The sequence below is a fragment of the Iodobacter sp. BJB302 genome (genome assembly GCF_002735645.1).
Lineage (GTDB): Bacteria > Pseudomonadota > Gammaproteobacteria > Burkholderiales > Chitinibacteraceae > Iodobacter.
The window spans coordinates 20,247-42,409 of record NZ_PDZG01000021.1 but is presented as its reverse complement, the minus strand read 5'-3'; the positions used below and the strand labels follow the sequence as shown (position 1 = coordinate 42,409).

The window sequence follows — 22,163 nt, the reverse complement described above, 5'->3', positions numbered from 1 at the left end:
AGCCCATGCTTTCAATTTGAAAAGTAAGCGTTTATTTTTTAAGTAAATCACGAATCTCGCGCAATAGCTCGATATCTTCAGGTGTGGCAGCAGGTGCGGCAGGCGCGCTTGCTTCTTCACGCTTCAGTTTGTTCAGGCCTTTAATCACTAAGAATACGGCAAAGGTCACGATGACAAAGCTGATCAGCACATTAATAAATACGCCGTAGTTTAATGTGACCGCTCCGGCTTTTTGAGCCGCATCTAAGGTGGCGTAAGGCGCAGGGGTTTTACCTTCGGATAATAAAAAATACAAATTAGCAAAATCCACCTTGCCCATCAGCATGGCAATGGGCGGCATGATGATGTCTTTTACCAGTGAATCAACAATCTTACCGAATGCCGCACCAATGATAATACCGACGGCCAGGTCGATCACATTACCGCGCATTGCAAATTCTTTGAATTCTTTAAACATGCGATACCCCTGTTGCTTAGTGATGAACAATGGACCAATTCTCTTTTAAAAATAGACGGATTTTGCGCAAGGGGCGTGGCTGCCCCTCACGCAATGCAATAATCAGCGCTTAATTTTGGTTAAATAACAGGTGACTTCTTCGCGGTCGTGATAAAGATGGCGGGCGCGGATCTGGTAGCGGATACCTGCACCATCGAGTGCATCATCAATAATATCAAGGCAGCGCTGCAGTTCATTCCAGCGTTTTTTCATGGGCAGTTTAAAGTTAAAAATAGCCTGACGGGCATGGCCTTTCACCAGCCAGTCTGAAATCAGCGCAGCAATACGCGCAGGCTGCTCAACCATATCGCAAACCAGCCAGTCCACCGGGCTTTTAGGGCGGTATCTGAAGCCATCTTCGCGCAGATGTTTTACGCTGGGGTGAATGGCCATACTGCCTTTCATGGGGCCGTTATCAATGGCAAAAATCTTGGTGCAGCCACGGCTAACCATTTGCCAGGTCCAGCCACCGGGTGCTGCGCCTAAATCTACGGCGCTCATGCCGGGCTTCACCTGGGCTGATTCGGGCACCAAAATCATAAACGCTTCGGCCAGCTTTAAGGTTGAGCGGCTTGGGGCATCGGTTGGCATACGCAGGCGCGGAATGCCCAGCGGCCAGTTCACAGAAAAATCAGGGCGGGTAAAGCCGATATAAACACGCTCTAGGGTTGGAAAAAATAAATGCAGGCGTGCTTTGGCACTGGCCTCGCTGGCTAAACCTTTGGTGGCGAGTTTTGCTTCGAGCAGCGCACCAAATTTACGGCTGAATGAAGAGATTTCCTTACCATCGTTGGTGTCAGGATATTCAATCCATACATCACGCCATGGGCCCTTATGTGCTTCGTGTAACTGATCGAGCGCAGTCAGGATAGGTGTAAGACGATCTTTAGGTGGTAAATCAAGCATTTCGGCCACAAAAATAATCTGGCGCGGGAAAACCCAGTCGCCACATTCCAATGTGCGGTAAAGCTTGTCCCAGTCGGCAGGGCGCTTAGGCAAAAAGATGCAAAACCCCTGGCCAGTTTCCCATTTGCCCGGGATATCTGCTTTAAAGGAGAACTCGGCCTCCACATCGGCTTCGAAACCGGGGCGGCAATAAAAAAGAATGGCATGTGTCATGGGCGTAAGGATACCAGAATACGGGTGATTTTAGGCGTGCTTGCCTTCCTTGCCCTGGGGGGCAATCAGGGGGAAGCAGGCAATAAATGTGGTTCCTTTGCCTGATTCCGAATTCACCACCAGCGTGCCGCCTAAGGTTTGAGTGACCAAATTAAAGACAACATTCAGCCCTAAGCCACTGCCGCCGCTGCCTCTTTTGGTGGTAAAAAAAGGGTCGAAAATCTTATTCAAGTGCTCGCTGGGAATGCCCATACCGTTGTCTTCAAAACGCAGAGTGACGTTATCGCCTATTTTTATGGCTTGAAGTGAAATTAGTCCTTCCTGTCCCTCAGCAAAAGCATGGGCCAAGGCATTGGTCAGAAAGTTGGTAATAATTTGGGAAATAGCGCCTGGGTAGCCATCGAGGTTGATCTTTTCGTCGCAGCTGGTTTCAATGCGTACCGAGGTGCGTTTTAGTGTGGGCTTTAAACTCATAATGACTTCGTCAATGTATTCCCCAAGCTCAAAACTGCGCCTGGCTTCAGAGGTCTGGTCTACAGCGACTTGTTTAAAACTTTGTATCAGCTGGGCGGCGCGTTCTGCATTAGCCAAAATCAGACGGCTGGATTCAATAGCCATTTCGGAATAGCGCAACACTTCTGATTTTTTGATGGCACCGGCATCCAGATTAGTTTTGAAGGCTTGCGTATCCTCAAATAAAACCGATGCGCTGGTTAAAATAACGCCAACAGGGGTGTTGACCTCATGGGCAACCCCGGCAACCAGCCCCCCCAGTGAGGCCATTTTTTCGGCCTGAACTAAATTATTTTTGGTTTCATTCAACTGCTTATAAGCGCTTTCGGTGAGATCTCTGGTTACGCGCATGGCGTGCTCTGCAGCTTTGCGGCTTTCTAAATCATCACACAACCTGCGGGTAATGCTGTGTACTGCATCGGCCACATCGGCAAATTCATCTTTGGTCTGGTGGGCCAGCTTGATGTCATTAAAATCAAAGTCTTTGGCGTCAGCGGCATGGGCAAGGGCTTCTCGGAGCTGCCCCAAGGGGCGTATCACAACCAGCAGCAGGCTGTGTGAAAGCGCCATAAAGAGAAGCAGATCCAGTAAAACAACTTCGATAATTTTAGCTACCACCATCTGGTTTAAGCGGGCGGCGATTTTTTCCCGTGAGAAAACATAAACCACTTTTCCCATCGGTTTGGACACTTCATTGGCGGGATAGTAAATAGGGAAAGTCTGTGCATTAGGGGACACAATACTTTTGTGTATGGCAGTCATTTTGCCGCGGTCGTTGATCCGCCCGTCTACTTGCTCTTCATTGTTAAAAACTAAAAGCAGTGCTAAATCAGCAGACTGCATTTCGGCCTCGACCACTAAGCCCATCTGGGTGCTGTCGAAATTCCAGAGTATGCCTGGCAAAACGGTTTGCAAACGTTTTTGCAGCGCTAGGGCCGAAAGCCGCATATTGTTTTCAAGCTCTTGCTGCGTTTGCCAATAGGAAATCACGCCCGATGTCGCTAAAAACAGCGTCACGATGGCTAAGAAAATCATATTCAGGCGGAAGCGGATGCTGTGCATGCGGTTTATGCTGTAGATGTTTGCTTAACAATAGCCCTCAATGTAATTAAAGGGCAAGTTAAGTCCTGTGCTTGTCTTGCATAAATAAGAAGTGATGTATTTTTTGATGCAATGCTTTGTAAGCGGGGCGGCGTAACTGGCTAATTTTTGCGCGTTAGATAAAACGCATCATTAAAGGTACTGACCCACTGGGGGCGCCAGATCACTAATAAAGATAAATAGACGCCACTTGTAAAGCCCTCTGGCCAGCCCATAAGGAAGTAATAGGGTAGCTGTTCTTCTATCAGAAAATCGACAGGATAGGCACCACTGGCTGCAAGCAGGCCACAGGTAAAAAGGCCGGTGCACCACATGGAAAGCATGCTTGCGGCAAAGCAATTGACAAAAATATAAATAAAATAATTAGCGGGCAAAGCGCGCTGCGCCCAGGTAAACAGGGCATGAGTGAGCGTAACGGGCAAAAAAGCAATTATCAGCCAGGACAAGCCCATGCTTGCCCATGCCGAATGCCCATAGGCCGTATCTGCAACCAGCACGGCAGCCAGCCCCAGCAGGGCTTTATCTCGCCCGGCAATCATGGTGAGTGCGCTGGCACCAAGTAAGTGAAACGACAGCCCCGGCTGAATACTGGCTTTCATTTGCCAGAAGCACAAGACAAAAACGCTTGCACCAAACCAGCCAGTAAGGCGCTCCTGAGTGAGGGCAAACCATGGGATACGCAAAGCTGCGTGCAAAATCAGGCCACCGCTGATGAGAAATGAAGTCAGCAGCAGCCAGTTTGCAAATGGCCCGGCGTGCAGGTTCATTTAATACGCCATTCTTTATTTACCCAATCGCTAAGCTGGGTAAGCTTGCCGTGGAAATAGTGTCCTACGCCCGGGAATATCACGACCGGCAGCGATTGCGGTCTGGCCCAGTTCAGTACGGTGTCTAAGCTGATGACTTCATCTTCTTCGCCGTGAATCAGCAGCGTTTTGCTGACGGGCACAGCAGGGAAATTATGCCGGCTGACCGCCGGGCCAATCAAAATCAGGCCTTCCACTTGATCGCTGCCCATGCGCTCACAGAGCTGGCTTTGCACAAAGGTGCCAAAGGAAAAACCTGCCAGTGTCAGGCGGCTAAGCGCTGGATGCTCGCTTTGAGCAAAAGCCAGCACGGCGGCCATGTCGTCGACTTCGCCAACGCCGTTCTCAAACTCACCCGCCGAATTGCCCACGCCGCGTAAATTGGGGCAGTAGGCCACATAGCCTAAGCGGCTGAGGGTTTTTGCGAGGGTATGCACAATTTTATTGCTGAACGTGCCACCTTCGGTGGGGTTGGGGTGGGCGACAAGCACAATGCCGACGGTGGTTTCGAGCGCGGATGAGAGGCGTAAACATTCGAGTTTACCTGCCGGACCATCAATCTCAATGAGTTCAAAAGAGGGGGCTTTACGGGGTGTGCTCATAGCGTGTGGCTTTGCGGGGCGGGCCCGCCTGATGAATGGATATAAAAAAACGGGCAATCAGGCGGATTGCCCCGGTGCAGGCCGGAAGGCGCTTAAATTTTTAAACGCTCAACGACGCGGCCGTTGACGATATGCTCGTCGATAATTTCGTCGATATCGCTTTTATCAATATAGGTATACCAAACGGCCTCAGGATAAACGACCAGTACAGGGCCTTCTTCACAGCGCTCCAGACAGCCTGCTTTATTGATACGCACTTTGCCTGGCTGGCTTAGCCCTAGCTTTTTGATGCGGCCCTTGGCGTGTTCCCACATCTCCACCGCGCCACAGCTGGCGCAACTCTGACGCTCACCAGGCTCGCGCTGGTTCAGGCAAAAAAATACGTGGTGCTGGTAATGGCTCATGGTGGCCTCGAAATGGGAAGTTGAAATTTATCTTTGGGTGGGGCAACCCGCCGTGCTTAATATCGTCTCATTATTGGCGGGTTGCTCCATGTACGCTAACCAAAGTCAAAAAGACTTTTTTAGTGCCTTCGGCACCTTGATTCAGGTGCGGGAATCCCCCGCAGGGGACTCCCTTTCTTGAACGGCCAAGAAAGGAAGCAAAGAAGGCCGCCCCACGAAACACGAAAGCCCCTGCGCTGCGGACAATCGAGTCGGCGGCAGGCGGGATTGGCTCGTTCCTCGCTCCCAAGCGATCCCCCGCCCCGCTTGTTCCTCGCTCCGGCGTGTTTCAAGGGGACTTCTAAGCCCTGTGCCGAGAGCGCTGTTATGACGTCTTTTTGTTGTTTGCTAATGCAAAAAAGGCTTAGCTCAGATGTGATTACACCCGCCTAAAATCAATTAATGCTGCACAACTGCCTTAATATGCGCTGTCACAAAAAACGGTAACTGATCACTATCCATATCAGGCTGTACGTTTTCGATAATGCGAATATCCGTCACCATACACTCGCGGAATAATTCGACTGCGTATTGGTGGATTTTTTCCACATGGTCCCAGGCCGACAGCGGCCAGACAAAGCCTTCCCAGCGCTCAGCATCTTCGACGGTCGAAAAGGTAATGCGGATTTCGGCGTTTTCGTGCGCGGCAATACAGATCACCGGCGTGCGGCCTTTGCTGCGGATGCTGCGCAGCGCATTGCTGGTCATCAGTTGCAAGCGGGTTTCCAGCTGGGTTTCGCGGCCTGCTTCACCGGCAGTCAGCCACGGCATTGGCGTGCGGGGAATCGGGAATAAAGTCACGCCATTGGTTTTAAGCTGCTCGCCAATTAAATTAGCCAGCTGCATGCCCCATGCGCCCAGATTGCCGCCCAGCTTGATTGCGGGTGCTGCATCTTTCTTTTGCATGGCCACGCCCACCAGATAGCGCAGAAAAACGGCTTCGTCTTTCAGCGGCATCGGCGAGGTGTTTAAGTCGACCGGCAAGCCGCCTGAGGCGTATTGCAACTGATCGCGCCACTGGCAGAGCTGTGATGGGTTCACTCCTGCCAGGGTTTCAGCATGTACCAGCTTGGCAGACAGCCAGACATCAGCATCGGGTGCGATGACTTCGTGCTGCTTTAAGAGGGCCAGCACGGCGTCTATATCTTTAAGCTGGCCTGCCAGCTCGGTTGTGCCTTTAAAGCCCGCTACTAAAATAACCGGGATGGCAAAAGGAATGGCGTATTGCTCTGCATCTTTGGGTGCAGTTTCAACCGCAGCGCGCAGCAGGCTCCACAGCTCCAGATAGGCATCTAAAGACGGTGCTTGCGTCAAGGCGGCGTTTAAACCGGCGTGATCATTGATGGCCAGGGTGTCGGCGAGCAGGCGTGTGAGCTCTTCGCGTTTTTGGCTGACGAGGGCGCTGGACGATTCCGTCAGCAGCGACATCAAAAGCCGGATAATTGGGTTTTGTGCGTTAACTCTGGCGTAGAGGCGAGGATCTGGCAGGTACATGGCTGGCCTGAACGAAAGGTGACAAAGGGGTGATTATACCGAGAGTCTGGCTGTTTGAATTATTTGGCTAATCCACAACTTGAACAGGGGTTTATTTCACCCCGGTTTGCCGCTTATTTGGTTTGAATTGTGAATTAAAGTTTCTTTCAGCCATTGCCCGGCCAGGCCCAGGGGGTGAGCAGGGTGCCAGACCAGTTGTACGCCCAGCTGCAGGCTGCTTTCAAAATGCCGGATTGGCAGTTGCACAATATCCTGTTCTAAAGCCAGATCTGCAAAGTGATTAGGCAGGCAGGCCCAGCCCAGGCCGCGGCGTACCAGCTCCAGTACAGCCCAGTCACCCTCCACCCACCAGACTGAGGGTGAGTATCTGAAGCGCTCTTTTTCCGCGCCACTGTGGCGGCCAGTGACCATCAGCTGCCTGTGGTCTTGCAGCATTTCTAAAGTAAGGGTTTTTTCCAGGGCTAAAGGGTGTTGGCGGGATACCACAAATTGCATTTCACACTCTCTTAAAGCATGAAAAGCCAGCTCTTTGGGATGTTCGGCTGCCTCGTAGCTGATGCCAAGATCAACCCGGCCCGAGAGCAGCAGTTTGTAGAGGTCTTCCATAATCGGGAATAACAGCTCTATTTCCAGTTGTGGGAATTTTGCCGCAAGCTGTTGCAGCAAGTCGCCAAGCCATGGCATTTGGGCAGAATCATCCACGGCTAAGCGCAGCTTGGCCTCCTGCCCTGCAGTCAGCCCATGGGCGATGCCGCTCAGCTGATCGCAGCGCTGCAAAATCGCGATGGCTTCAGGCAAAAGCCGCATACCTTCTGCGCTGAGCTGTGGGTAGCGGCCTTCGCGATTGAATAAGCTGACGCCTAAATCAATCTCTAAATTGGCAATCGCTGTGCTGATCAAAGATTGCGCCTTGCCCAGGCGGCGGGCAGCGGCAGAGAAAGATCCGCATTCGGCCGCTGCTTTAAATGCGCTGAGCTGATCTAATGAATATTTCATCTATCTGTTTTTATGATGGTTTCTAACTAACAACCATCATAGAAGCAGTTTACTATGGTGGCTATCCTTAAATGAGAGAGCAGCATGAAAGTACAAATGAGAAATCGGGCAGACCGTATCCGCCAGACCATTGGTTTTGAGGTGATCGGTTTTTTACTCTTTGTACCGCTGGCGCATTGGGCGTTTGGCTTTTCGGTACAGCAACTGGGGGTGCTGGCCGTGACGATGTCGGTGATTGCTGCGGCTTGGAATTACCTTTACAACTTAGGTTTTGATCATTTACTTGCGCGCTGGAAACAGCGCGTAAAGAAAAATACGCTGGAGCGCGTTGTGCACGCCTTTGGTTTTGAAGGCGGCTTATTATTTGTCAGCCTGCCGCTGGTAGCATGGTGGCTGAATATCGGGATTTGGGAAGCCTTTATTATGGATTTGGGCTTTGCCACTTTTTATCTGGTTTATGCCTTTGTATATAACTGGGCTTACGATAAAGTATTCCCCCTGCCAGGGTGGCAGGCCGTTTAGTCGCGCGGCAACTGCTGTGCCCTGATTAATTTTAAATTGAGATAAATAAATTATATGGTGAGTTTAATTAATAAGGGCACGCTGGCTGATTTATCTGCGGCTGCAAAAACCAGCCCAAGGCTGCGTAAAAATCTGAATTTTCATGCCAGTAATGAATCGGCCTGTCACCGCCTTTTAAATGCGCTGGAGCCGGGCACCTATGTGCAGCCGCATCGCCATTCTGATCTGGAGAAAGACGAAACCATGATTGCGCTGAGCGGGCGTTTTGGCGTGCTGATATTTGATGAAGCAGGCGAGATCACCGAGCAGGTGGTGCTTGCTGCCGATGGTAATCTGGGGATTAATATTCCTGCAGGCGCGTTTCACAGCATGGTGGCGCTGGAAAGTGGCTCAGTCTTTTTTGAAAGTAAGGCCGGCCCTTATGTGCCACTGAAGGATAGCGAAAAAGCCAGCTGGGCACCGAGCGAGGGCGAGCTGGGCTGTGAGGCATATTTAGCCAGGATGGTGGCTTGTTTTAATATTGCTTAACAAAACCCAGGTCTTGAACCACGGAGGAAAGGAGAACACAGAGGGGCACGGAGAAAAACACAAATAGGTTTTCTCTGTGAAACTCCGTGTCCTCTGTGAACTCCGTGGTTCAAGATTTGGGTTTGTCGTTGCACACATCAGTTGCAGCTTATTAGCGCCGTGGTACCCCAAAACGGTAGCCGATTGATAAATCAAGCACGGGGCTGTTTAGATCGCCTTTGAGTGATTTAACCACACCTGCACCGGCTTTTAGTTGCCAGTTATTGCTGATGGGGTAGCTGGCATAAGCCATGGGCTGCATGATGGCGCCGCCATCTGAATCAACACCTCCCCCACCGGCTGCGCCGACCAGCATTTCTGCACTCAGGCGTAATTTGCCGATGATTTCCTGGCTTTCCCAGCCTGCGCCAATCAAGCCAACTGAGTAGCCACCGGCTCCGCCACCTAATGCGCTGTGCGCCTGGCCGCTGAGATAAAAACCATCATCAATTTTACGGTTTAATTTAAAGCCAATATTTTGCATGCTGCGCTTGCTGCCATCGCGGCGTGCGGCACTGGTGTAGTGCTGCATGCTGGCATCCCATTCCCAGCCTTCAATCCGGTTCAGAATGTCGCTGCTTGCATGGGGGTGGTCCAGTGCCATGCCAAGTTGCAGGCTGGCATAGCGGGCATTAAAACTGCCATCAAAGGCTTTGGATAAGCCGGTTTCTAATGTTAAATCCAGATCACGGCTGATTTGATAAGTGCCAAAGACAGCTGCTTTTCCCAAAGCGCCGCCACCTGTATCCACTGCTCCGCCACCGCCCATGCCAAGCGATACGCGCGTGCCTGCACGCAGGGCAGAGTTAAACGCGTATTCCCAGCCGAAAGTGCCCAATACTTCGGCGTAGCCGTCAGATGATCCTTTCACTGCACCTGCGGCTTCCACACCCCACAGCCAGCCATTATTCAAGGATTGCGTCATTAAAAAGCCCGCGTAAGAGGTGCTATCCGGCGCAGCTGCGCTAGTGGTCGTTTTGACACTGCTGCCCTGTGGCCTAGATTGCGCGGCAACAATGGCGATGCGATCAAAACCTACGCCACCACGGCGGGTGGCCGTGAGGTATTGACCGATGCGGCTGGCATCGCTGTAGCTGAATGTATCGTCTACAGAAATCATTACCCCCAGCTGGCGGCTGCTGAAGTTGCCGCTTGGAAAACGTACTTCTGATGCGGAAAGCCCAGCGCGAATGCCGCCAAAATCCCAGAGCAAATCGATATGCGGGCGCAGCATCAGCCCGCCGCCCACACCTGCCGCGCCGCCACCGCCACCGCCCAGGTAAAAGCCGGTATCCACGCTGATTTCTTTGCTCACAGGAAGGCGGTAAGTGATTTCAGCGCCACCGGTAAAGAAACCACCACGCTCGCCCGTGATCGCACCATAGGCCGCAGGGCCCAGATAGAGGCCGGGCAGTGTCTCGATTAAATAGCTGCCACCCACCATGCCCATGCTTTCATCATTGGGTAGGGTAATGGTTTCAAACCCTAGCTTAAATGCCGCAGGTTTTTGAATGAGTGCATCACTGGATTCGGCGTAAGCTTGGCTGCTTAGTAATAGGCTGATGGAGAGGAGGCGTTTTAGCATAGGGCTCTTTTAAAAAGTAAGGTCAGGTGCATGTCATGCTGTTGATCACCCAGGGGGGGCAAGGTATTTAGGCCTGATTCTTTACAAAAAGTCAGCAAAAAAAACCGCCACGAATGGCGGTTGCTCGTTTTATTTTACGCGCATACCAGGCTTGGCACCGGTGTCCGGGCTAAGGATATACAAGCCACCGTCACCACCAGCCGCCAGTACCATGCCTTCTGATACGCCAAATTTCATTTTGCGCGGGGCAAGATTCGCCACCATCACGGTCATGCGGCCTTGCAGGTCTTCAGGCTTATACGCAGCCTTAATGCCTGCAAACACATGGCGGGTTTCGCTACCGATATCCAGCGTTAAAGACACCAGCTTATCCGCGCCTTCTACCGCTTTGGCTTCGGTAATCATGGCCACGCGCAGATCGATTTTCATAAAGTCATCGATGCTGATGGTTTCCGCAATCGGCGGAATTTCATAATCCGGCTTGGCGACAGGGGCGGTGGCTTCTAGGTTTTGTTTGTTTTCTTCAACCATGGCGGCAATGTCTTTTGGATCGATGCGGGTCATTAAGTGCTGGTAAGTTTCGATGGTGTGATCGAGCAGCAAGACCTGTGCATCGCTCCAGGTAAACGGGGCCACATTCAAAAATTGCTCTACATCTGCCGCCAGCTTAGGCAGTACCGGCTTGAGGTAAATAGTCAGAATACGGAAAGCGTTGATCAAAAAGCTGCAAACCACATGCAGATGCAGGCTCTGCTCAGGGTCTTTGGCCATCGCCCAAGGTTTTACGCTATCGACGTACTGATTTACTTCATCGGTCAGCGTCATGATTTCGCGAATGGCCCGGCCATACTCACGCGCTTCATACAGTGCCGCCAGTTTTTCACCCGCGCCTTGTAACTGGCCTTGCAGTGCAACGATGCGATCCATCAGCGGGTAATCGCTGGCGGTGAAAATGCCATCGTGCAGACGGCCTTCAAAACGCTTGCTGATAAAGCCTGCTGCACGGCTGGCGATATTAACGTACTTGCCGATCAGATCAGAATTAACCCGGGCGCTGAAGTCTTCCAGATTTAAATCCAGATCATCCACGCCGCTGCCCAATTTAGCCGCGAAGTAATAACGCAGCCATTCTGGGTTCAGATGCTTGAGGTAGGATTCGGCGGTAATAAAGGTGCCGCGCGATTTGCTCATTTTTGCGCCGTCTACGGTTAAAAAGCCGTGGGCGTGGATGGCAGTTGGCGTGCGGTAGCCTGCGTATTCCAGCATCGCAGGCCAAAATAGCGCGTGAAAATACAGAATATCTTTACCAATAAAGTGATACAGCTCGGCATCAGAATCTTTATTCCAATAGCTGTCAAAATCTAAGCCAAGCTGATCGCACAGGTTTTTATGGCTTGCCATATAGCCTACCGGCGCGTCCAGCCACACATAGAAATACTTGCCCGGCGCATCCGGAATCTCAAAACCAAAGTAAGGCGCATCGCGGCTGATATCCCAGTCGGAAAGACCGGCTTCAAACCATTCCTGCATCTTGTTGGAGGCTTCTTTTTGCAGCTTGCCTGGCGTTGTGGTCCATTCTTTAAGGAAGTCTTCGCACTCGCCCAGCTTAAAGAAATAGTGTTCTGATTCGCGCAGTTCTGGCGTGGCACCCGAAACGGCCGAGTACGGGTTTTTGAGTTCGGTTGGGCTGTAAGTTGCGCCGCAAACTTCGCAGTTATCGCCGTATTGGTCTTTAGCCGCGCACTTTGGGCATTCGCCTTTTACGAAGCGATCAGGCAAAAACATATTCTTAACTGGATCGTAAAGCTGATTAATAGTGCGGCTGGCAATCTTGCCATCTTCTTTTAATTTGCCGTAAATACGGTAAGCCAGCTCGCGATTTTCTGGCGAATTGGTCGAGTAAAAATTATCAAAATTTACATGGAAACCTGCGAAATCACGGGTGTGCTCACCGTGTACGCGTGCGATCAGTGCTTCTGGTGTCAGGCCTTCTTTTTCAGCGCGCAGCATAATCGGCGTGCCGTGGGTGTCATCCGCACAGACGTAATGACATTGATTGCCCCGCTGCTTTTGAAAACGCACCCAGATATCAGTTTGGATATATTCAACAAGGTGGCCAAGGTGAATCGCACCATTGGCGTAGGGAAGGGCTGAGGTAACGAGAATCTTGCGCGGCATCGTGGCGAAAACCAAGGAATAAAGAGAATAGGGAATTATCCCCAATATTTGCTTCGACTGCGAGGTGAATACATAGATATTTGTGGTGTTGCAGTGAAAAGCCCGTGTAAACACGCATAAATCAAGGTGTTTGCTGAAGTGAAAATAAACAGGCCCGCTGATTCGGGCTTTTATTACGGGAACCGCAATGCTTTTGTCATGAGTTTTGGCCTTTATCTGGCAAGCCGCCCCGGTGCTCTCTATATTGATAAGTCATAAATTGTTGTGCTCCTCAGCTGGCTTTGCTGCATTCAGTGCGCTGCTAAGCTGCCTTGGGCAGAAATGGCCGATTTTTTCCTTGATTTCTCATCTTGGGTGCAGTTTGTAAAACAAACATTTACAGAGTCAGCGAGTAATGAAGTCATTTTTGCATCGGCTAAATTGGAATAAAACTACAATGCTAGGGCCTGTATTACTCGTGCTGGCCGGAATGCTTATCAGCGTTATCTTGGCTTTTTTTTCCTATAGTCTGGATGCGGAGCGGGCAGAAGCTGCGTTTTTGCAAATGAGCGCCCGCTATGTTTCTGCTGTACAAAATCACATGAATGCATTTGGTGAGGGCTTGCAGCGCGCAGGCGCATTTACCGGAAAAGGGGGCGCACAACCCGGTTTTTTATATGCTGTACAGCTGTTAGATTTGCCCGCTACACAAGCAGGTGCTTTGTCTGTTGGCCTGCTCAGATGGGTGGCTGATAAAGACCGGGCCAATTACCAGGCAAAATGGGCCAATGAATTTGCAAGCATTCCTTTAAAAATGGCTGATATCTCCGGCACAAATACAGATGCTTATATTGTTGAAGCACTGGAGCCTGGCCTTTTTAAAGAAGAAATTCGCGGCTATGACTTCTCTGTATATACAGATTTGGTTAATGATTTGAAATCAGTCGCAGGTAAAGACCAAGTGTTGCTAATTGTTTCAAAGCGTTTATCAGAATTACACAAGGCTGATTTTTTAATTTTCTCCCCATGGTATTTTATGGATAAAAAAAGCAACAAACCATTTGACAGACATGGTTTGCTTCAGGGCTATGTTTATATTCCGGTTAGCGTAAAAAAAATGATGGGGAATATTGATTGTGAATACGCGAATTTATTTAAATGTGAGTTAAGCATTTCAGACAATAAAACTGCGCCTGTTAATTTATATCAGAGTGATCTGACTTCTCCGGATAATGCCATTTCTTTATATCATCGCAAAGTAGTGTTTGCTTATGGAGGAAAACAGCTCACTTTAAAAATGTCCAGTCAGCAGGCTTTTGATCAGTTATATCTGAAAAATGATTATATATGGATCATGGCTTTGGGTGTGCTGATGAGCTTGCTGTGTGCAGCCGTTTATTTTATGTTTTTAAATAAAAAAATCGTTAATAAAAATAAAATTGATAAAGAAAATAAAACGAAAATTCAGGATAAAGAAATAGAGCTTATGTTGAATGCCATGCCCGGGGCCGCTTTTATTTTGGACAGACAGGGCATGGTGCTCAGCATCAATCACTATGCACTTGCACTTTTTAAGCAGGTGGCTGCGGATGTGTGTGGTCAGCCTGTGTTCAGGTTGTTTTTTGATTTTAATTATGATGATTTTGAATCCTATATTTTGAGTGCGGAAAAAAATCAATCGCCTGGCGTAACAAATCCTGCCCTTGTTCTGAAAGGGCTTGATCTGAATGGACTTGATTTTGGTGTTGAATTCAATGCTTTTTACTTTTGTAATCATCAAAAAATAATGTGTCTGCTCAATGCCACCTCCGTTTCAGAGGAGGGGAAATTAATCAAAGAGAAGCTAAGACTGGCTATTGAATCTGCAAAATTAGCGACATGGGAATGGCATTTAGATAAAAATAAGATCAGCTGGGATGATGCCATGTATGCCCTTTATGGTTTGGACCCCGTATCGTTTTATCTTGATTACGCCAGCTGGTCAGCCCGAATCAGCCGGGAAGATATTATTCAGTTTGATGGTGCAATGCATGCCATGCTGCATGGTGGTGAATCGCTTAGTGAAATATTGAAAATTATTTTTCCTGATGGATCAATGCGTTATATCTCTACGCATGGAAAATTAATTCTGGATGATAAAGGCTTTCCGGAAAGGGTTATTGGTATTGATTTTGATATGAGCCGTGTGATTGAGGCTGAATATGCACTGCGTGAATCAGGCGAGCGTTTTTCTCTGGCCGCACAGGCCGCTAAAGAAGGGATTTGGGATTGGGATATGCAAACGGGCGAGGTGTGGTTTTCTTCCCAGTGGAAAGAAAATTTTGGTTATGCAGATGATGAATTAGAAAACAATTTAGCCACATGGGACAGGCTGATTGAACCGGAAGACCGAAAGCGGTTCTTGCATTTAACCCATGAATTTAATCATGGGGCAATGGATCGCTTTGAGGTGACACTCCGATTTAAACATAAATCAGGGCATTGGGTCAGTGTACGCAGCCGGGCTGTTCATTTGAAAAATGAATCAGGCGAAGTGGTCAGAATGGTAGGATCGCATGAAGATATTACTGAGATTCTGAAGCATGAAGAAGCTTTGAATGAAAGTAGAAAAAGAATGGATTTAACCATTCAATGTGCGGGTCTCGGAATATGGGATTGGAATATCAGTAATAATGAGGTTTTATTTGGCGGGCAATGGGCAGAAATACTGGGTTATGATCCGGCAGAAATGCCGGCTCACTTAGACAGCTGGTCTGAATTAACGCATCCTGACGATGTGCTTGCCGCCCGAAAATTATTGCAGGCGCACTTTAGTGGCGAGCTGGCTATTTGTGCCGCTGAATTCAGAGTAAAAAATAGGGAAGGAAACTGGCGCTGGATTTTAAGCGTGGGGCGGGTAAGTTCTTTTAGTCAGGATGGCAAGCCTTTGCGCATGCTTGGGGTGAATATTGATATTCATGAAAGGAAAATTAATGAGGCAGCCTTACAAGCAGCCATTTTAATGGCGGAAGCAGCAAGCCGGGCTAAAAGTGATTTTTTAGCCAATATGAGTCATGAAATTCGTACCCCGTTAAATGCGGTATTGGGGTTTTCATCTTTAGTGCTTGAAAGCGAGCTGAGCCCGCAGCAGCGGGAATTGGTAGATTCAATTCATACTGCAGGACACTCTTTATTATCACTTTTGAATGATTTGCTGGATTTTGCAAAAATAGAAGCGGGCAGGCTGGAGTTAGAGTGTATTGAATTTAATTTGCGTCATATTATAGAAGAGTTGTTTATTTTTTCTGCACCAAGGGCGTATGAAAAAAAATTAGAAATTGCATGCCTTGTTTCCCCTGATGTACCTGAGCATTTAATGGGGGATCCTGCCCGTTTGCGTCAGGTATTAGTTAATATAATGAGTAACGCCATTAAATTTACGGGGGAGGGAAATATTATTGCCCGTGTATTGTGTGAGGTGCTTGATTCACAGCGCGTTATGATTCGGATTGAAATAAAAGATTCGGGGCTGGGTTTGTCTGAGCAGGTGAAAAACGAATTATTCAGCCCGTTTACCCAGGCAGATAATTCAACAACTCGCAAATTTGGGGGCACTGGCTTGGGCTTATCTATCTGTAAACGCCTGATTGATGCAATGGAAGGACAAATTGGCGTGGAAAGCCAGCCCGGTGAAGGGGCTAATTTCTGGATTGAAGTGCCTTTTACTGTTGTTTCTGCAGAGCCTCTGGTGCCTGTATATAGTCAGCGGCGTAAAGTGCTGGTATTTGAGCCTTTTCTTGCATACGCCGAATCCCTTGCGATTACTCTGGCAAGGCTTGGTCTGCATGCGCATTATTATACTGATCCTGAGGAGGGCATGGCCGCTTTAAATCAGGACGGGACAGAATTTGCCTTTGTGATGATGGATGAGCGTTTTGAAGCTGTTGATTTAAGCCGCCGTATTCACGCTCATTTACATGGAGTTGCCTTGCCAATTATTCATTTAATTTTAAGCCGGGCAAAAGAGATTCATCGAAAAGTTAATTCGCTGAATTTTTATTTAGCAAAGTTTACAGAGGAAAAACAGTTGCGGTATTGTATTGAAGAGGCTTTACAGTGCGGTGAATGTGCTACGGTTCGGGAAGACAGATTATCGGTAGATGAATTAGAAGGTATGGCTTTACATATTCTGGTGGCTGAAGATAATCTGATTAATCAGAAAGTGGCCATGATGATGCTACAAAAACTGGGTTGTAAAGTAGATGTCGCAAATAATGGATTAGAAGCGCTTAATCAGGTTCAGAAAGGCAATTACGATTTGGTTTTTATGGATTGCCAGATGCCGGAAATGGATGGCTATACCTCGGTTGCGCTGATTCGTGCATTGGCGGGGCCGAAAAGCCGGGTGCCTGTAATTGCTTTAACCGCTAATGCGTTTAAAGCCGATGAAGGTCGTTGTTATGAGGCGGGCATGGATGATTTTATTGCCAAGCCCGTTAGTGCTGAGCAATTGATTCGTGTTTTATCGCGGTTTTTTTTCAATCAGTCACAGGGGCAGACTGTAAATGCTCTGAATGGAGATCATATGACTTCGCCTGCGGGTAATGAAGAGCTGGATAAAGAAATGGCCAGCATTAACCATACCTTTGAAGATTTAAAAACCATGCTGGGTATGGATATGACGGATGAGCTAATTAAATTGTTTCTGCCTACACTGGATGAGTGCCTGGCTAATCTGGGCCCGGTGATTGAGTCGGGCGACGGAGATGCAGTGGTGAGCTGTGCCCATAAATTGAAAGGTGCGGCCGCTCAGCTGGGGGCGCATACACTGGCCGATTTATGCAAAAAAGTAGAGCAGACAGCGCGTGAAAAAGCATTGGATAATGCTTGGCCATATCATGCGAAGATTATGTCTTTAGGCAGTGCTGTCGGGCAGCGCTTACGCGTGCGCTGATGCGCTAAGCGGTATTTTCAGAATATGAATAACAAAAATAACAGGTACTGTCGTGATTTTGCCAAGCTCGGGTTTAATGATCCCATGGCTGCAGTCCAAACTGGATGCAGCAACACATATAACCGCTGGTGATTTGGGTGGAGAGGCCATGCCGGAAAGCCGTAAGGCTGCGGTGCTGATTCCTCTGGTACTGCATCCTGATGGCCCCACCGTTTTGTTCACTGAGCGTGCGGCGCATCTTTCTACCCATGCCGGGCAGGTTAGTTTTCCGGGCGGTGCGTATGAAACGCTGGATGCAGATTTAATCGCTACGGCTTTGCGTGAAACGCAGGAAGAAATTGGCCTCTCGCCCGAGCGGGTGGCGGTGATGGGCAGTCTGGCTGAATACTTCACCATCAGCCGTTTCAGGGTAACGCCCGTAGTGGGGGTGTTGCAGCCGGGCTTTGATTTAACGCCAGATCCTAATGAAGTGGCGGATGTTTTTGAGCTGCCGCTCTCCGTTTTACTTGATGCGCGCCGTTTTGAGCGCAGGATGATAGAGCGCAACGGCCAGCGCGGCTTCACCAATTTTTTAGAGCATGATGGCCGTGTGGTGTGGGGGGCAACGGCGGGAATGCTGCTGATGCTGGCCAAAAGTTTGGAATAAAACGGTACCCGTGGCTGCGGGTGCCGCTTAATGCATTACAGCCTGCTGCGGCCTCTCTGGATTTTAACGAGAGTGGCAATCAGCGTATCAATATCGCCGCAATGATTATAAAAAGCCAATGGCGGCTGCACGGTGACTTCCAGCCCAAAACGGCGCAAAACAGGCTGTGCACAAGGAAGTATGACTGCCTGATAAATACGTACCCGCTTGCCAATAATGCGGGTCTCACCGATCACGCTGCCGCTGCCATGATCAATAAAAAACTCAGGGCTCAATTTGTGCGCCAGGATGAATATCAATGCCCGTTGAGGCATAAGCCAGATTGGAAATAATCCGCGCTAAAAAGGGTGCGCTCAGTAAATACAGTCTATTGGCCAGGCGGTAGTTCAGTACGGCGCGAAAGCCAGGGTAGCAAAGCAAAAGCTCAGAAATGCTTCTGGCCGCCGGATCCCCCTGCTGGGCTGCGTGTAAATCGGCCTCCAGAATGGCGTGGATATCAGGCCGCTGGCGGGGAAACCGGCGGGTGATTTCATGGGCGGCGTGCTTGTGATCGGAGGGACGCCGGGGGCTGCCTTAAACAGCAGGCCGCGCCGGACCTGCTCAAGCAGCTGTGCCAGCGTGGTGCCCACAGAATAATCGATACTTTCTTCGGATAAATCCGGTCTGCCGTAATGCGTGGGGAACAGCACCGCCGCCAGCCCTTCCATAATCTGCCCCATCACTCCTCTTGAGGGTCGTTCTCGAACCTCTCTATGAAAGCATGTTTTTTGTGCGTGCTCGCGTGATTGGCGTAAGCCCTGAACCACGTCTTCCAGTCGCCAGGGCAGGGGCATGGTTCGGCGTGCGGCGAATTATCCGCTAAAAAACCGTGTATTTCGTCAGAAATGATCGCATATTTATTCATTTTTATTGCTTTTTACTGACTAATGAAGAAGGCTAGCCCCAAAAACAATACAGAATAAAATTGATATAAGAGTTTATTTTTTAGAGCTTTTTAATCATTTGCATGTGTATTTTATGGCCTTGGTATTGTTTTTTCATAAATATCAAGAGTATTGATAGTGTCGTTTTTTTGTCGAAAATTAAAGCTTTATGGATGTTTTTTTTTGATGTTTAATTTTTTTATTTAATTAAAACAGTTGGTTATGTTCTTTCTGTGTGTTTTTTTTCTAAGGGGATAGCTTGTTTTAGATCAATGAGCCCGCTGCCTGTGCGCCGTGAAGCAGAAGAGGGCTGCAGATTGTATAGAGTTAAAAAATGTTGCGGATAAGAGGTTGGCTGGCTGATGTAATGGACCGCAGATGGGGCGAACATTAGATTTTAAGTGGATTAGCTTTTTACGTATCAAATTAAAAGTAAATTTATTGTAAGTTTTTTTTGGCGGTAGAGGGGAATGTCTGAGGTGTATAAAAAGGTTCGTGCATGTATTGGTAATATTTGTGTTGCTTTAATGTTGTGTTTGTTGTGTGTTTTTTTGTTGCGTCTTGACATGTCAATGTCATGGAGTTGATGATCTGTGGCAGAAAGTGATTGATTCTTAATTGTTAATTGCTTTCAAAACGGAACGTGAGCAATAAGCAACCAGCAAAAATGGAGATAACGATGACAAAGCAAGCTCGCATGGCTTTTGCACTTGTAATGGGCTTAGGCCTGACTCAAGCTGTAAATGCAGTTACGGTAAATCAGACTTACATCAATAAAACCGGCTATGAAATCAGTCAGGAAAAAGGCCGCTATGCACAGCCAACCATTTATACCGACCAACGTGCATGTGGCGAACCCAGCCCGAAAGCGATGGCCTGCGGACCTTCTATTATCAGCGTGGGTACACAATTTCTGCAGACTCAGGAAAGCCAGCACGGCAATTACGCTGCCAAAATGGTATTGGCCCATGAATGGGGTCATTCCATTCAGTTTGCTAATAATATCCGCTTGCAAGCGCCTTATATGGAGTTGCAAGCAGATTGTAATGGCGGATCATTTATTCGCTATGCCGTGAATATGCTGGGCTATCAGTCTTTCCTGGAAGCCGCTGTAAGTAGCGCCCGGGCGGCAGCGGATTACAGCACGCATGGCACGCCAGCCCAGCGCGATGCGTTTACACGCTGGGGCTATGCTCAGGGTGATTTGCTGAAGTGTTTTAATAATTTGCCAAAATAATTAATTAAAATAATCTCTCTGATATCTGATGCTAGGTATCAGAGAGAATGGAGTGAGGCGAAATATGAAAAAACCAATTCTGTTGCTCATGCTGGTATTAGTCGGTGGCGTGATTCTCTCTTTCTGGCAATCACCTGCTGCTGTTTTATCCAGCCTAGTTGCGGCCGTGAAATCACCAGCGGGGCCTGATCGGGCTGACACAATATCTGTAGCTGCTTTACAGGCAAAAGATAAAAATATCAGCCAGTCTGCCATGCTGCAAGCTTCCCCTTTTGCTAAAAACAAAAGTATTGATTTAAGCAGCGATGAGGTAAAAACCGACCCGCTTCCGAATACCGCCATGAATACACCGGATAAAGAAGTGATCAGCCCAGAAGAAGCTGCCCGCCGTAAAAAGATGGAAGCTTTAGGCTATATGGTGCCCGCCGATTATTTAACGAAAGATTTGCAAAGCTTAAAAAAGCTGGCGAAATCGGGGGATGCTTATGCCATGGTGCATTTGGGTGAGAAGTATTATTTTGAATTAAATAAAAACCCGGAAAACCCTGATTATGATCCGCAAACTGACTATGCCAATCAGGCTAAATCTACCTTTAAAGATGCATTAGTGGCGGGAAATATCCGCTCTGCAGGGATTATTGCCGAGCTTTATCTGCAAGAAAATAATCTGGTGGATGCCTATGCATGGCATTTGATTTCTGATCGCCTGGGTGACAGCATCAGCGCAGATTGGTTTCGCAGTACTAAAGTGTATACCGAAGCCAGTGATCAGTTGAAGCAGGCTGCTAAAGCCAAATTGCCGGTATTGATTGCAGAATTAGACGGTCGCAGCAAAGCGGCAAACCGCACACCGATATTTAAGTCCTAATGGCTGATTTGGAAGACGCCCGGGTTTTATTTTCAGTATTCCTGGGGTTTGCCTCAGTCTGATCAAATTAAGTGCAGCTCCTTAAGCGGATCAGACTGGCTGCAGATACTTGCTTATTGCAATCGTTATTATCTTGGATAAAGTTTTAGAAATGGGGCGGTTTTTAATCGGATATCCGGATTATTTATATTTTTTTTGGTAATCATAATAGCGGGCGTTTCCAACAGAGCAGGGGTTTGTTTGTTTTTCAGTAATTCAAACAGGGTACGCATGGCTTTTTGCCCCATTAAAAAAGGGTCTTGAATGACTGCACCATTCAGGCTGCCGTCTTTTATTGCTTCATTGATTTTGTGATTAAAATCAAAGCCATAATGGTGTGTTTTTCCTGCAAGGTTTTTGGCTTTAAGCGCACGCACTGTACCCTCTGTGCTTGATTCATTGGGGGTGAAAATAAGATCAATATCCGGGATTCGGCTCAGAAGAGCACTTGCACTGGATTCGGCGGCTTGCATTGTAATACCGGCATATTGCGTATCAATTACCTCTGCATTGGGCAGTAGTTTATGGATGCTGTCTAAAAAACCTTTTTCCCGCTCTGCAGTCGAGCCATGTTGCGCTGAATACCGCAGTAGTAATATTTTTTTTGTCTGCGGAAAATCTTTAGCGGCCTGCGCCGCCGCCAGAGCGCCAGCTTCTTTATTATTGGTGCCTACATAGGGCAGGGTGTTTTGTCCTGTTAATGGAGAATCCACAATCACAACTTTAATGCCCTTATTGATGGCTTCCCGAATGGGTTTATCGAGTTGTGCCATAGAATTGGGCGCTAAAATAATCCCTGAGTATTTTTGCTGAATATAAAAATCAATAATACGGGCTTGGGCATCAACACCATCTTCTTGGCTGGGCCCTCGCCAGACCATTTCAATATGCAGATTTTTTGCCGTTTCTTCAGCGCCACGCGCCATTTCTTTCCAGAAAATTTGTGTCGCCCCTTTGGGGATAAAAATAGCCTTATGCGGGGCTGCTGTTGCAGCGCAAGTGAATTGAAGGGCCATCGCAAACAACAGAAGACGCATTAATCGCATTTCGTACTCCACTTACATGCTTAATTTCTAGCAATATAGCTAATTAATGGTATGCGGTTGAATCTGCTGC

General features: G+C 48.4%; 20 protein-coding genes. 6 read left to right on the top strand and 14 right to left on the bottom strand.

The annotated features are described in order from the left end of the window. Nucleotides 1-31: 31 nt before the first annotated feature. The 8 genes from mscL to CSQ88_RS08970 form a co-directional block, all read right to left on the bottom strand. Entirely contained in the window at nucleotides 32-457 is a 426-nt protein-coding gene (mscL, locus tag CSQ88_RS09010; RefSeq protein ID WP_099397779.1) for a large conductance mechanosensitive channel protein MscL, read from the bottom strand. 102 nt (nucleotides 458-559) lie between these two features. Next, nucleotides 560-1,615 carry a 23S rRNA (cytidine(2498)-2'-O)-methyltransferase RlmM gene (rlmM, locus tag CSQ88_RS09005; protein WP_099397778.1) on the bottom strand — a complete coding sequence of 352 codons (1,056 nt, stop codon included), beginning with the start codon at nucleotides 1,613-1,615 and terminating at the stop codon, nucleotides 560-562. A gap of 30 nt (nucleotides 1,616-1,645) precedes the next feature. Further along, complete coding sequence (locus tag CSQ88_RS09000; protein ID WP_099397777.1) at nucleotides 1,646-3,190, bottom strand: sensor histidine kinase; 1,545 nt, start codon at nucleotides 3,188-3,190, stop codon at nucleotides 1,646-1,648. A 140-nt stretch (nucleotides 3,191-3,330) separates the two neighbouring features. Continuing rightward, nucleotides 3,331-3,996 (bottom strand): energy-coupling factor ABC transporter permease, encoded by a 666-nt coding sequence (locus tag CSQ88_RS08995; protein WP_099397776.1) that lies wholly within the window; start codon nucleotides 3,994-3,996, stop codon nucleotides 3,331-3,333. Beyond that, nucleotides 3,993-4,637 (bottom strand): alpha/beta hydrolase, encoded by a 645-nt coding sequence (locus CSQ88_RS08990; protein ID WP_099397775.1) that lies wholly within the window; start codon nucleotides 4,635-4,637, stop codon nucleotides 3,993-3,995. The genes CSQ88_RS08995 and CSQ88_RS08990 overlap by 4 nt, the downstream gene beginning before the upstream one ends. Nucleotides 4,638-4,729: 92 nt before the next feature. Next, nucleotides 4,730-5,041 (bottom strand): ferredoxin, encoded by a 312-nt coding sequence (locus tag CSQ88_RS08985; protein ID WP_099397774.1) that lies wholly within the window; start codon nucleotides 5,039-5,041, stop codon nucleotides 4,730-4,732. Nucleotides 5,042-5,479: 438 nt separating this feature from the next. Then, nucleotides 5,480-6,574 (bottom strand): hypothetical protein, encoded by a 1,095-nt coding sequence (locus CSQ88_RS08975; RefSeq protein ID WP_099397772.1) that lies wholly within the window; start codon nucleotides 6,572-6,574, stop codon nucleotides 5,480-5,482. Between the two features lie 96 nt (nucleotides 6,575-6,670). Continuing rightward, on the bottom strand, nucleotides 6,671-7,570 hold the full coding sequence (locus CSQ88_RS08970) for a LysR family transcriptional regulator (protein ID WP_099397771.1): 900 nt from the start codon (nucleotides 7,568-7,570) through the stop codon (nucleotides 6,671-6,673). Nucleotides 7,571-7,654: 84 nt separating this feature from the next. On the opposite strand from CSQ88_RS08970, the gene CSQ88_RS08965 reads away from it, so the two are divergent. Then, entirely contained in the window at nucleotides 7,655-8,092 is a 438-nt protein-coding gene (locus tag CSQ88_RS08965) for a PACE efflux transporter (protein ID WP_257212537.1), read from the top strand. Between the two features lie 54 nt (nucleotides 8,093-8,146). Next, nucleotides 8,147-8,620 carry a WbuC family cupin fold metalloprotein gene (locus tag CSQ88_RS08960; protein WP_099397770.1) on the top strand — a complete coding sequence of 158 codons (474 nt, stop codon included), beginning with the start codon at nucleotides 8,147-8,149 and terminating at the stop codon, nucleotides 8,618-8,620. Between the two features lie 151 nt (nucleotides 8,621-8,771). On the opposite strand, the gene CSQ88_RS08955 is transcribed toward CSQ88_RS08960, so the two are convergent. Then, nucleotides 8,772-10,244, bottom strand: a complete 1,473-nt coding sequence (locus tag CSQ88_RS08955; protein WP_099397769.1) for a hypothetical protein — start codon at nucleotides 10,242-10,244, stop codon at nucleotides 8,772-8,774. 129 nt (nucleotides 10,245-10,373) lie between these two features. After that, nucleotides 10,374-12,422 carry a methionine--tRNA ligase gene (gene metG / locus CSQ88_RS08950; protein WP_099397795.1) on the bottom strand — a complete coding sequence of 683 codons (2,049 nt, stop codon included), beginning with the start codon at nucleotides 12,420-12,422 and terminating at the stop codon, nucleotides 10,374-10,376. 436 nt (nucleotides 12,423-12,858) lie between these two features. Here metG and CSQ88_RS08945 point away from each other — a divergent pair, with 436 nt between their 5' ends. Further along, nucleotides 12,859-17,334: a PAS domain-containing hybrid sensor histidine kinase/response regulator gene (locus CSQ88_RS08945; protein WP_180273602.1), complete on the top strand. Its 4,476-nt coding sequence runs from the start codon at nucleotides 12,859-12,861 to the stop codon at nucleotides 17,332-17,334. 52 nt (nucleotides 17,335-17,386) lie between these two features. Continuing rightward, the gene (locus CSQ88_RS08940) at nucleotides 17,387-17,980 is read left to right on the top strand and encodes a CoA pyrophosphatase (protein ID WP_218963045.1); all 594 of its coding nucleotides are present in this window, start codon (nucleotides 17,387-17,389) and stop codon (nucleotides 17,978-17,980) included. 35 nt (nucleotides 17,981-18,015) lie between these two features. On the opposite strand, the gene CSQ88_RS22740 is transcribed toward CSQ88_RS08940, so the two are convergent. From CSQ88_RS22740 to CSQ88_RS23345, 3 genes are read right to left on the bottom strand one after another with little or no spacing between them, the layout of a single operon-like run. Next, on the bottom strand, nucleotides 18,016-18,255 hold the full coding sequence (locus tag CSQ88_RS22740) for a hypothetical protein (protein ID WP_143449449.1): 240 nt from the start codon (nucleotides 18,253-18,255) through the stop codon (nucleotides 18,016-18,018). Continuing rightward, the gene (locus CSQ88_RS23645; RefSeq protein ID WP_374700463.1) at nucleotides 18,245-18,463 is read right to left on the bottom strand and encodes a serine O-acetyltransferase; all 219 of its coding nucleotides are present in this window, start codon (nucleotides 18,461-18,463) and stop codon (nucleotides 18,245-18,247) included. The genes CSQ88_RS22740 and CSQ88_RS23645 overlap by 11 nt, the downstream gene beginning before the upstream one ends. Then, nucleotides 18,367-18,699, bottom strand: coding sequence for a hypothetical protein (locus CSQ88_RS23345; RefSeq protein WP_257212536.1), 333 nt, complete (start codon nucleotides 18,697-18,699; stop codon nucleotides 18,367-18,369). Before CSQ88_RS23345 ends, CSQ88_RS23645 begins: the two co-directional genes overlap by 97 nt. 883 nt (nucleotides 18,700-19,582) lie before the next feature. Between CSQ88_RS23345 and CSQ88_RS08925 the strand changes: the two genes are divergently transcribed. Further along, the gene (locus CSQ88_RS08925) at nucleotides 19,583-20,140 is read left to right on the top strand and encodes a hypothetical protein (RefSeq protein ID WP_099397765.1); all 558 of its coding nucleotides are present in this window, start codon (nucleotides 19,583-19,585) and stop codon (nucleotides 20,138-20,140) included. A gap of 64 nt (nucleotides 20,141-20,204) precedes the next feature. Then, nucleotides 20,205-21,008 (top strand): hypothetical protein, encoded by an 804-nt coding sequence (locus tag CSQ88_RS08920; RefSeq protein ID WP_099397764.1) that lies wholly within the window; start codon nucleotides 20,205-20,207, stop codon nucleotides 21,006-21,008. A gap of 128 nt (nucleotides 21,009-21,136) precedes the next feature. Here the strand turns inward: CSQ88_RS08920 and CSQ88_RS08915 are convergent, their stop codons facing one another. Beyond that, nucleotides 21,137-22,093, bottom strand: a complete 957-nt coding sequence (locus CSQ88_RS08915; protein WP_099397763.1) for a substrate-binding domain-containing protein — start codon at nucleotides 22,091-22,093, stop codon at nucleotides 21,137-21,139. Nucleotides 22,094-22,163 lie beyond the last annotated feature (70 nt).